An 11,211-nucleotide genomic window follows, 5' to 3' on the forward strand; every position below is an offset into this window, starting at 1 on the left:
GCGTAGTTTCTGGGTGAAAGCATTGAAATGCTGGCCCAGTTGCGTGATCTCATCACGGCCATGGGTGTCGAGGCTACGGGTCAGGTCGCTTTCACCACTGGCAATATTGGCCATGGCCAATACCGCTTCCCGCAAAGGGCGAACGATACTGCGCGCTATCAGGGTCACCAGTGAAACCATGATCAGTGCAATGCCAAGGCCTGCCCACATTGCTTTCCAGGCTTGTGCTGCAAACTCGGCCTGCATATCGTCGATATATACCCCGGAGCCAATGACCCAGCCCCACGGCTCGAACAATTGCACATAAGACGTCTTTTGCACCGGGTCCTGTGCACCCGGTTTTGGCCAGCGGTAATCGACCACGCCCTGGCCTTTGGTTTTAGCGACAGTGGCCATCTCACTGAACAGCGCGATGCCGTCAGGATCTTTGATGGACGACAAGTCCTTGCCATCCAGCTTGGGGTTTGTGGGGTGCATGACCATAAAAGGCCGCAGGTCATTGATCCAGAAGTAATCGTCATGGTCATAGCGCAGTTGGCTGATCACCGTGAGTGCCTGTTGCTGGGCGGCGGTTTTAGTCAATGTGCCCGAAGTTTCCAGACCGTGGTAATAGGCGAGCACACCACTGACGGCTTGCACGACATGGCGGGTTTTCTGAGCTTTGCCTTCATACAAGTCGTCATGTATCTGCTTCAACATCAACAGGCCCAGTGCCAGTAACATGCCCATTGATACAACCAGAATCAGGCCTAGACGTCGGCTGATGGATAACCTGCGTAAGGTATTCATAAAAGCAAAACTCCTTTTTTATTCTTTTGGTAGTGCAACGAACTGCGTTCTGCCTGCGTATGCAAGATGAAGACTGCACATGCATAGCAGCTAAAGACCGACGTGTCTGATAGGATCTCGGCCGCAATTGGCAAAGCTGAATCTTTATTGATACATGACAGGTTTTAAGCACCGTTAAAGGCGCAGGACTTGTTTGTCGCTCTTCCAGGTGCACACATTTAATCAAGACTAATCCGCTCTGCATGAGGCAGAGCTTTATGGGGGAATGATGGATCTTTGGACTGCCGCACAGGCGTTGATACTCGGTGTAGTGGAAGGCCTGACGGAATTCTTGCCGATTTCCAGCACCGGTCACCAAATCATTGTCGCGGACTTGCTGAATTTCGGTGGCGAGCGCGCCATGGCGTTCAACATCATTATTCAACTGGGTGCCATTCTGGCTGTAGTCTGGGAATTCCGTCGCAAGATCCTCGACGTGGTCATAGGTTTGCCCACGCAACCCCAGGCGCGGCGGTTCACTGTCAATTTGATCATCGCGGTACTTCCAGCCGTGGTGCTGGGGGTGATTTTTGCGGATGTGATCCACGAGTACCTGTTTAACCCGATTACGGTGGCTACAGCTCTGGTCGTGGGCGGTGTGATCATGTTGTGGGCCGAGCGCCGTCAGCATGTGATTCGCGCAGAAACTGTGGACGACATGACCTGGAAAGACGCGGTGAAGATCGGTTTTGCCCAGTGTCTGGCCATGATCCCCGGCACGTCCCGCTCCGGCTCTACCATTATTGGGGGGCTGCTGTTTGGCTTGTCGCGTAAAGCCGCTACTGAGTTTTCATTCTTTTTGGCAATGCCGACCATGGTGGGCGCGGCGGTGTACTCGGGTTACAAATACCGTCATCTGTTCCAGCCGGATGATTTGCCGGTGTTTGCGATCGGTTTCATCACCTCGTTTATCTTCGCGATGATTGCCGTGCGGGCATTGCTCAAGTTTATTTCCAACCATAGCTACGCCGTTTTCGCTTGGTATCGCATCGCTTTCGGGTTGTTGATTCTGGCCACCTGGCAGTTTGGCTGGATTGACTGGTCTGCGGCCTCCGCGTGAAAAACAGCGCACAACCACGGCGTACGTCCAGCACTGGGCCAGGGCTGGCGGCCACGCCAATTCGTGGCGTGAAACTCAAACTGCTTGTGTTCGTGCTGCTGTGTGCATTGCCGCTCGGTGGCGCATTGAGCCTGTATGTGAAGGGTTCGAGTGGCTTGCCGTTACTGGCCTATGTAGTCGCCAGTGGGTTGGCGTTCGGGGTGTATGGCTACGACAAGCGACAGGCAAAAGCGGGCGAGTGGCGAATTCCCGAAAAGGCCCTGCATGCCATTGAGCTGCTGGGCGGCTGGCCGGGTGCTTTGTTGGCCCAGCAGGTATTTCGTCATAAAACCCGCAAGCTGTCGTATCAACTGTGGTTCTGGCTGATCGTAGCCGCGCATCAAGCGGTGTGGATAGACGTGCTGTACCTGAACATCTTCAAGCACTAGGGATTAAAGCAGCAAGCCGATTTGACGCTTTTTCGGCAGTTTGCTGACCACCAGTTGATGGGAACGTCGCAGCAAGTCTTGCAGTTCCTCAGCACCCATCGGGTAGGGCGCCTGCATATTGATCCAGTACGCCCGCGCCAGATATGGCGACGGGCGTATGCCGGGCCGATCGACATAGCCCAGGAACAAGTCTTTATCGACTTTGAACGAGAGACCGTTGCTGTTCAGATTAAACAGGGCAAACATCTTGCTCTGGTCGATATAAAACACTTCAACCCCGCCCCATTTGACGTCTTCTTTGACTCCCGGCAAGCTGCGGCAGAACTCCGCGACCTGGTGTTTGGTCATGCTGTTTTTCCGGCTCATAGCATCTTGTCTCCACACCGCTCAAAGGTTTCTACCAAGTGCTCGATCCAGGCCCTGACGGCCGGCATCACCCCGCGTCGATGCGGGTACACGGCATGCAACCACCCACCGGGCAATGACCAGTCAGGCAATAGTTGCACTAGCTGGCCACTTTTCAGTTCCTGCTCGCAATACATCATAGGCAGAACGGTAAACCCCAAACCCGAGAGCGTGCAGGCCTTGCGCACCACAAAATCATCAATGCCCAGCCGCGCTTCCATCGTCAGTTCACAGGTTTTGCCCTGTGCATCAAGCATGCGCAAATGCACCATTCGGTCAGGCTCAAGCGCGCCTAGCAACGGCACATTTTTCAAGTCTTCGGGGCTATTGATCGGCCATTGTCGGGCGAACTCAGGGCTGGCCACCATCGCTGTCCGCGCCGGACGTAACCAGCGGGTGGCGAGCAACGGGTCCTCATCGCCTTTCTCGCGTACGCGCAACGCCACATCAATGCCCTCAGTGATCAAATCGACACGGCGGTTGAGCAGGATGACTTCCAGTTGAACATGGGGATAGGCACGCAAAAACGAGCTGATCACCTCGGGCATAAACTCATGGGCCAACCCGACAGGACAAGATACGCGCAGGCGGCCACGCGGCTCACTGGACATGCTGGCCACCGCCTCATCGGCCATTTCGGCTTGCAACAGCATGGCCTGGCAATGGCTCAGATAGCGCTCACCCACAGCGGTCAGCTTCAATTGTCGAGTGGTACGTTGCAGAAGGCGGGCGCCTAGGCGCTCTTCAAGTTCAGCGACCCGCCGTGACAGGCGCGACTTTGGAATGCCCAGCAAGCGACCGGCAGCCGCGAACCCACCGGCTTCGACAACCTTGGCGAAATAATAGAGGTCGTTAAGGTCTTGCATGCTGAATTCTCACTGTCCTACATGTAGAACGAACTATCGCACGGTAGCTGACTTATCGTCGATTGCTTTCACCCGTAGTATCGCTGCCATCAGATCGCCCCGCAGCGATCCTCACGTGGAGAACAGCATGAAACTTTTGCACATCGATTCAAGCATTCTGGGCGACAACTCGGCTTCGCGTCAGTTGAGCGGTGAAGTGGTTAAAGCCTGGCAGGCGGCACATCCTGGCCTGGACGTCAGTTATCGCGACGTAGCGGCTGAAGCGATCGAGCATTTCTCGGCTGCGACCCTGGTGGCTGCGGGCACGCCTGCTGAATTGCGCGATGCCGCACAAAAGCACGAAGCACAATTGAGTGCAGACACCCTGGCCCAGTTTATGGCCGCCGACGCGGTGGTGATTGGCGCACCCATGTACAACTTCACCATTCCTACCCAACTCAAGGCCTGGATTGACCGTATTGCGGTAGCGGGTCAGACCTTCCGTTACACCGAAAATGGCCCCGAAGGCCTGTGTGGCAACAAGAAAGTCATCGTGATATCGACGTCGGGCGGTTTGCATTCAGGCCAAGCCACCGGCGTGGCCCACGAAGATTACTTGAAAGTGGTATTGGGCTTTTTGGGCATCACCGATGTTGAGTTCGTTCGTGCCCATGGCCTTGCGTATGGGGATGAAATGCGCACTAAAGCGATGAATGATGCTCACGCGCAGATCAATCAAGAGTTGTTCAGCGCAGCGTAAGCAGCCTTACGAACTAAGCTCTGTATGCTGGCGTTGTGAAACGCCGGGGTACGGAGTTTTTTTCGTCTGTTGTGAAATCTTGTCAATGCCACCGCCCAGCTACTGGGCCTGAAAGATGCAGGAATCCGTGCTCCACGTTGTGTGCAATGAAAGGTGAGCCCCATGATGCGACTGTGCGCAGTATTTATCCTTTTTTTGGCGGGGTGCCCAGTCATGGTGCAGGCTGAGCCTGCCAAAGAATGGAGCGCGGGCTTTCATCGTCTGACCTTTCTCGATCCTTTGGATGATCAGCCGATGCACGCCATCGCCTTCTATCCCTCCAGTGATCCGCAGGGGGTGACCCCATTGGGCGGCTACACCGTTCAAGCCACTGAAGAGGCGAAGATTGCATTGGGTCATTTCCCGATGTTGATGCTGTCGCATGGCAACACAGGAACGCCGCTGGCGTTGCATGACTTGGCCACATCCCTGGCGCGCAAGGGTTTTGTGGTTGTGGCGGTTCTACATCCCGGCGATAACTATAAGGACCATAGTCGGCTGGGTACGTTGAGCAACTTATATGGACGACCGATGCAGATATCGGCAGCCATCACTGCAACCTTGGCTGATCCACGATTATCAGCGTATGTGCATGGTGATCAGGTGGGGGTTATCGGCTATTCGGCCGGTGGTGAAACTGCTTTGATTCTAGCGGGTGCCCAACCGGATCTGGAGCGTCTGCGCACTTATTGCCAAGAGCGTCCGGATGATCGAGATGCCTGCACCACCAAGGGCGAGTTGATTGCCGATCGAGATGACCTTGTGCCTATAGCTGACCCACGGGTCGGTGCACTGTTATTGATGGCACCGCTTAGTTTGATGTTTGGTCGTCAGACCCTGGCAGATGTGCATGTGCCTGTTCTGCTGTATAGCGGTGACAAGGATCAGTTGGTTTACCCAGATAAAAACGCCGGTGCACTGGCGCGCAAGTTACCGGTAGAGCCTGAATTCAAAGTAATTGCCGGCGCGGGGCATTTTGTATTTATGGCGCCTTGCAACGATGAGCAAAAGAGACTGATGCCTGACTTGTGCACCGATGCGCAAGGCGTTGATCGTGAGGATATACATCGAAATCTGATGAATGAAGCCGGGGTTTTTTTTAATAAAACGCTGATATCAACATCCAATACAAGAACGGTATATAACGGTCAGTAGCCTGTGGCAAATGACCGTTATATGGGGTTGCCCTTAATGAGCCTTTTGGGTTGCTTCAAGCTGTTTGATACGTGCGTCCATTTCTCGGACAGATTCAATTAGCGGGCCGACCAACTTCTCGTAGTCCACGCGAAGATACTGTTTGTCCTGTCGAACTAACTGCGGATATACCTTTTGTACATCTTGCGCAATCACACCCACATCGGCGCGATTACCTTCTTTCCAGTTGAACGTAACACCCTGGATTTGCAGCAGTTTTTGTGTGGCGTCAGTGATAGGTAGTACATCGGTTTTCAGTGTCGCATCACTGAAAGGGCAGCATGGCCAGCCGCCTGGCGGGCCGGAATCAATTTTGTAATCTGCCAGTGCAACGTTTTGCAGGCCTATGAGTAAAACAGGGAAAGTTAGAGCGGTTATCAAGGAACGCATTTTCTGGTTACTCAGTCAGAACTTTTAATTATTGGTATAGGAGGCAAGTGCTGAGCGTCGTCAGCGCGGCGTATAATGGCGAGTAATCATTAATCCGCAATAATGTCCCTCTGACATCATTTATACTTTATGTTGCGAATCAGGCGGTTATGACGTGATAAGTGCGGCTTTGCGCCGCACACACGAGAAGTTGTCTTTGTGATTTTATATGTATCTCTTAGTAACTAAACTGTTTTTCGTAGGGAAAGCCCTACAACAAGTAACAGTCCGAGCACACTGAGCACTGCTGCACTGAAGAATATCAATGGATACCCCATGTTTAAGGCAACAGCGCCCATGACCGGGCCCGCGATAGCCAGCGCCAAATCGAAAAATACGGCATAAGCACTCAAACCTGCACCACGGCTCGAAACGGGCACTTGCTTGACGGCTTCAACACCCAGGGCCGGATACACCAATGACAGGCCAAAACCGGTCATGCCTGCTCCGATCATGGCATACACCGCCGAGGGGGCCAGCCACAGCAATATCAGCCCGCAGGTTTCGATGGTCATACAGGCTATCGCCACGCGATAGCCACCAAAACGGTTGATGCTGTTGGTGAAAATCAGTCGACCCAAGATAAAGCAAACACCAAAAACGGACAGGCAATACGCGGCTCCTGCCCATCCTCGGTCAATATAAAAGAGCGTTACGAAAGTGGTGAGTGTGCCGTAACCAATAGAGGCCAGCGTCAAGCTGATACCAAAAGGGGCAATCAGGCCAAACACCGACCAGAAGGGCATGCGTACGCCTCGAATGACCGGCATGGAAGGTTTATTGCGGATCAGCACCAGCGCAAATAAAGCCAACCCCAACAGGGCAATTCCCAAGCTGAAAAAGCCTGCCGCGTCGATCATCGCCACGCCTAGCGGAGCACCTATAGCAATAGCGCCGTAAGAGGCTATGCCGTTCCAACCAATGGCGCGGGCTGTATGTTGCGAGCCGACCTGAGCAATCCCCCAGCTAATGGTTCCGACACCGATGAGCCCTTGCGCAACGCCAAGGAACACCCGCCCGACCAGCAACACACACAGGCTGAGCAATGGCCAGCCCTCCAGCATCACCGCCAGTGACGTGAGGACCCCGCTAACGGCAATCCCGATCAAGCCGTAGACAATGGCGGGCTTGGTTCCGACGCTGTCGACCAGACGCCCGGCAGAAGGTCGGCTTAACAGAGTGGCCAGGTATTGCGAAGCGATCGTCAGGCCCGCAACGACTGCGCTGAAGCCCAAGTGATCATGCACATAGCCGGGTAATACGGCAATTGGCAAGCCGATGCAGATGAAGGCGATGAAGGTGTAGACCACGATTGAAAGAATTTGCAGCGTGACCGAGGGGGAATGAGCAGGCGAGGGGTGTTGCACAGGCATGACAAGCGGTCCGATTGACGGTCTAGGCGAGCATGATGGCGTGAAGGGTGAATAAATGAAAGCAGGCTAACTATTTTATTCAGCCACTAAAACGAAAAAACCCCGTCAACGTGACGGGGTTTTTTTATGACGCTGGCTCGCCAGGGGCGGTGTCTGAAATCAGAACACGACGCCTTGGCTGCGCAGGTAATCGTCGTACGTGCCGCTGAAGTCAATTACACCGCTTGGGCTCAACTCGATGATACGAGTGGCCAGCGAGGACACGAACTCACGGTCATGGCTAACGAAGACCAAGGTGCCAGGGTAGTTCTCGAGCGCCAGGTTCAACGCTTCGATGGACTCCATGTCCAAGTGGTTGGTCGGTTCGTCCATGATCAGTACGTTCGGCTTTTGCAGGATCAGCTTGCCGAACAGCATGCGGCCTTGCTCACCACCGGAAATCACTTTGACCGATTTCAGAATGTCATCGTTGGAGAACAACATACGGCCCAGGGTGCCACGCACCATTTGCTCGCCTTGAGTCCACTGGCCCATCCAGTCAAACAAGGTCATGTCGTCTTCAAAGTCGTGCGCATGATCCTGTGCGTAGTAGCCCAGTTCAGCGGCTTCTGTCCACTTGACTGTACCCGCGTCCGGCGTCAGCTCATTGACCAGCGTACGCAGCAGGGTGGTTTTGCCGATACCGTTCGGGCCAATGATCGCAACGCGCTCGCCCGCTTCAACGGTAAAGCTGAAGTCTTTGAACAGGGTTTTGCCATCAAAGCCTTTTGCCATCTGATCAACGATGACCGCCTGGCGGTGCAGTTTTTTGGTCTGCTCGAAACGGATGAACGGGCTGACACGACTCGAAGGCTTGACCTCGGCCAGAGTGATCTTGTCGATCGCCTTGGCACGGGAGCTGGCTTGCTTGGATTTCGAGGCGTTGGCAGAGAAACGGCTGACGAACGATTGCAGTTCGTTGATCTGTGCCTTTTTCTTGGCGTTTTCAGACAGCAGTTGCTCGCGCGACTGAGTGGCCACGGTCATGTATTCGTCATAGTTGCCCGGGAACAGACGCAGCTCGCCGTAATCCAGGTCAGCCATGTGGGTGCAGACACTGTTCAGGAAGTGTCTATCGTGAGAGATGATGATCATCAGGCTATTGCGCTGGGTCAGAATGTTTTCCAGCCAGCGGATAGTGTTGATATCCAAGTGGTTGGTGGGTTCGTCGAGCAGCAGCACTTCAGGATCGGAGAACAGCGCCTGAGCCAGCAAAACGCGCAGCTTCCAGCCCGGCGACACTTCGCTCATCGGGCCGTTGTGTTGTTCAATGCCGATACCCAGGCCCAGCAGCAACTCACCGGCACGGGATTCGGCGGTGTAGCCGTCCATTTCAGCAAATTCTGTTTCGAGCTCTGCGACAGCCATGCCGTCGGCTTCGGTCATTTCAGGCATCGAATAGATGCGGTCACGCTCAGCCTTGACCTTCCACAGCTCTTCATGACCCATGATCACAGTGTCGATCACGGTGAATTCTTCGTACGCAAACTGGTCCTGGCGCAGCTTACCCAGGCGCACGTTCGGCTCCAGCATGACCTGACCGCCGGACGACTCAAGGTCGCCGCCGAGGATTTTCATGAAGGTCGATTTGCCGCAACCGTTGGCGCCGATCAAACCATAACGGTTGCCCGCGCCGAATTTTACTGAAACGTTCTCAAAGAGCGGCTTTGCGCCGAATTGCATGGTGATGTTAGCTGTGGAGATCAATTACTTTACCTATCAATAGCTTAGAGAGCGCGTATTTGGGATGGGACCCCTTCAAAGCTCTCCAATCTGAGCTTGAGTTGATCCAGCGCGCATTAGTAGAGAGCAACATTTTGGCGTTATAGCCAGGTTGCTGAGCAAAAAAGGCGGGAATCATGCCGGATATGGCGTGCATTGTCGCATAGGTGTGACAACAGTTGTACGCCCGGCACCGTCTGATTCCTGTCAGCCAAAGGTTAGGTGTGATTATTCAGGCTGATTCGAGTCGAGCAGAGTGGGTTAACCCTCATTGCCCCTGAGTTGATTCAGGCAGATGCACGGTTTTATGACCTGCGGCAACGCGCATTTGGAAAAGGCTGCTTTACTGCACCGAACGACTTGGGGGCTGGCGCTCCTTCCACAAGGTGCACAGTCGCTGTTGATTCTGATCGGATAAAGGAAGGCCATGATGAAAGCACTCACCTATCAGGGACCAGGCGAAAAGAGCTGGGCCGAGGTTCCAACGCCGGTCGTCGATAAACCGACCGATGCCATTGTTCGCATCCTCCACACGACCATCTGTGGCACCGACCTGCACATTCTCAAAGGCGATGTGCCTGAAGTTGCCAAAGGCACCGTGCTGGGCCATGAGGGGGTGGGCGTGGTTGAAGCGGTCGGCTCGGCCGTTCGAAATTTCAAGCCCGGTGACCATGTTTTAATCTCGTGCATCACTTCCTGTGGCAGCTGCCCGAACTGTCGTCGCCAGATGTACTCCCACTGCGCTGACGGCGGCTGGATTCTGGGCCACCTGATTGACGGCACTCAAGCTGAATACGTGCGTATTCCTCATGCCGACAACAGCCTTTACCCCGTTCCCGCCGGGTCGGACGAAGAAGCACTGGTCATGCTCAGCGATATTTTGCCAACCGGTTTCGAGATCGGGGTGCTGGCAGGCAAGGTCAAGCCGGGTGACAGTGTCGTGATTGTAGGCGCTGGACCTGTCGGTATGGCTGCACTCCTGACCGCACAGTTTTATTCACCTGCCCAGTTGATCGTGGTGGATGGTGATGCCAACCGCCTGGAAGTGGCTCAGCGTTTTGGCGCCACACACGTGATCGACATCAATACGGAAAATGCCGTTGAGCGCATTTTTGAGCTCACGCAAGGGGTAGGGGTGGACGTGGCCATTGAGGCCGTGGGCATTCCTGCGTCGTTTGACACCTGCCAGTCGGTCGTTGCCCCCGGCGGCAGCATCGCCAATGTGGGCGTGCACGGTAAAAGTGTCGAGTTGCATCTGGAAAAACTATGGATCCAGAACGTCACTATTTCGACCGGCCTGGTGAATACCAACACCACCCCCATGCTGATGAAAACGGTGCAATCAGGCAAGGTCGACGCCGGTCAGTTGATCACTCACCGCTTTGCCCTCAATGACATTCTTAAAGCGTACGAAGTGTTCGGCAATGCGGCCAAGGAGAAGGCGATGAAAGTTATTCTCTCGCAATGACCAGAGTAATCAGCTAACGGCGAGAAGTGCCAGGAACAATGCTTTTCCGGGCACTCTCAAGTTGGCGCGGTGGCTATGCAGGGAGCGGATTTATAGACTAATTCGCGCCACGGAGTTGTGTGCATATTCGTTATCTTTTAAACCGGCTACAGGTTGATGGGTAATCGTTACTTCTTTGACAGGGTCGGTTTTGGCAACTATGTTTTTGGCGGTATAACCAACGTCACTGACATTCTTTTCGATAATAGGGAAATATTGATATGAAGAAGTACATCCTGATGATGGGCGCAGCAAGCTTGGTAGCATTGACCTCAATGGCTCACGCTGATACCAAACAGCCTGTTTCGAAATGGACGTGCGAGGATTTCCTGGCAGTTAAAGACACCTTCCAGCCGACCGCTGTAGGTCTGGGTGAAGCCGTTAACAAAAGTGGCAAGGTAGAAGACGCTGTGCTTGACGTCGACGGTGTTGAAACTCTCACCCCTCTGGTGATCACGGCCTGTAAAGAAGCCCCGAAAGACTCCTTCGTTCAGAAAATCAAATCCGAATGGACAAAAGTTAAAAAAGACATGTAAAGCCTCAAGCCTGTACTCCCAGCGAGTACAGGCTGATTTTCCCTTC

Annotated in this window: 11 protein-coding genes and 1 pseudogene; 6 read left to right on the forward strand and 6 right to left on the reverse strand. The window is 54.1% G+C overall.

What is annotated here, in order from left to right; translation table 11 throughout:
• Positions 1 to 12 precede the first annotated feature (12 nt).
• A pseudogene (locus EQV93_RS22565) lies at positions 13 to 789 on the reverse strand (cache domain-containing protein); the annotation flags it as partial.
• A 268-nt stretch (positions 790 to 1,057) separates the two neighbouring features.
• On the opposite strand from EQV93_RS22565, the gene EQV93_RS19030 reads away from it, so the two are divergent.
• Together EQV93_RS19030 and EQV93_RS19035 are read left to right on the forward strand one after the other, a co-directional pair.
• Entirely contained in the window at positions 1,058 to 1,888 is an 831-nt protein-coding gene (locus tag EQV93_RS19030) for an undecaprenyl-diphosphate phosphatase (protein ID WP_122786048.1), read from the forward strand.
• Positions 1,889 to 1,932: 44 nt separating this feature from the next.
• Entirely contained in the window at positions 1,933 to 2,316 is a 384-nt protein-coding gene (locus EQV93_RS19035) for a DUF1294 domain-containing protein (protein ID WP_240892234.1), read from the forward strand.
• Between the two features lie 3 nt (positions 2,317 to 2,319).
• On the opposite strand, the gene EQV93_RS19040 is transcribed toward EQV93_RS19035, so the two are convergent.
• Positions 2,320 to 2,664, reverse strand: coding sequence for an MmcQ/YjbR family DNA-binding protein (locus EQV93_RS19040; protein WP_122786049.1), 345 nt, complete (start codon positions 2,662 to 2,664; stop codon positions 2,320 to 2,322).
• Positions 2,665 to 2,678: 14 nt separating this feature from the next.
• Positions 2,679 to 3,587 (reverse strand): LysR substrate-binding domain-containing protein, encoded by a 909-nt coding sequence (locus EQV93_RS19045; RefSeq protein WP_240892180.1) that lies wholly within the window; start codon positions 3,585 to 3,587, stop codon positions 2,679 to 2,681.
• A 127-nt stretch (positions 3,588 to 3,714) separates the two neighbouring features.
• Here EQV93_RS19045 and EQV93_RS19050 point away from each other — a divergent pair, with 127 nt between their 5' ends.
• Positions 3,715 to 4,326 carry an FMN-dependent NADH-azoreductase gene (locus tag EQV93_RS19050; RefSeq protein ID WP_240892181.1) on the forward strand — a complete coding sequence of 204 codons (612 nt, stop codon included), beginning with the start codon at positions 3,715 to 3,717 and terminating at the stop codon, positions 4,324 to 4,326.
• A 162-nt stretch (positions 4,327 to 4,488) separates the two neighbouring features.
• Positions 4,489 to 5,520, forward strand: a complete 1,032-nt coding sequence (locus EQV93_RS19055) for an alpha/beta hydrolase family protein (protein WP_240892182.1) — start codon at positions 4,489 to 4,491, stop codon at positions 5,518 to 5,520.
• Positions 5,521 to 5,553: 33 nt separating this feature from the next.
• Here EQV93_RS19055 and EQV93_RS19060 read toward each other — a convergent pair whose 3' ends face one another.
• From EQV93_RS19060 to EQV93_RS19070, 3 genes are all read right to left on the reverse strand, one after another.
• Positions 5,554 to 5,949 (reverse strand): tail fiber domain-containing protein, encoded by a 396-nt coding sequence (locus EQV93_RS19060; protein WP_122785945.1) that lies wholly within the window; start codon positions 5,947 to 5,949, stop codon positions 5,554 to 5,556.
• Positions 5,950 to 6,173: 224 nt separating this feature from the next.
• A complete protein-coding gene (locus EQV93_RS19065) occupies positions 6,174 to 7,361 on the reverse strand; it encodes an MFS transporter (protein ID WP_146426721.1) in 1,188 nt (395 codons plus the stop codon).
• A 159-nt stretch (positions 7,362 to 7,520) separates the two neighbouring features.
• Complete coding sequence (locus EQV93_RS19070; RefSeq protein WP_122785947.1) at positions 7,521 to 9,107, reverse strand: ABC-F family ATPase; 1,587 nt, start codon at positions 9,105 to 9,107, stop codon at positions 7,521 to 7,523.
• A gap of 445 nt (positions 9,108 to 9,552) precedes the next feature.
• Between EQV93_RS19070 and EQV93_RS19080 the strand changes: the two genes are divergently transcribed.
• Both EQV93_RS19080 and hdeA read left to right on the forward strand, forming a co-directional pair.
• A complete protein-coding gene (locus EQV93_RS19080) occupies positions 9,553 to 10,590 on the forward strand; it encodes a zinc-dependent alcohol dehydrogenase family protein (RefSeq protein ID WP_122785948.1) in 1,038 nt (345 codons plus the stop codon).
• Between the two features lie 260 nt (positions 10,591 to 10,850).
• Positions 10,851 to 11,165: an acid-activated periplasmic chaperone HdeA gene (gene hdeA / locus EQV93_RS19085; protein ID WP_122785949.1), complete on the forward strand. Its 315-nt coding sequence runs from the start codon at positions 10,851 to 10,853 to the stop codon at positions 11,163 to 11,165.
• The last annotated feature ends 46 nt before the right edge of the window (positions 11,166 to 11,211 follow it).

Origin of the sequence: Pseudomonas sp. TMW22091, assembly GCF_022496705.1 — a bacterium.
GTDB lineage: Bacteria > Pseudomonadota > Gammaproteobacteria > Pseudomonadales > Pseudomonadaceae > Aquipseudomonas > Aquipseudomonas saxonica.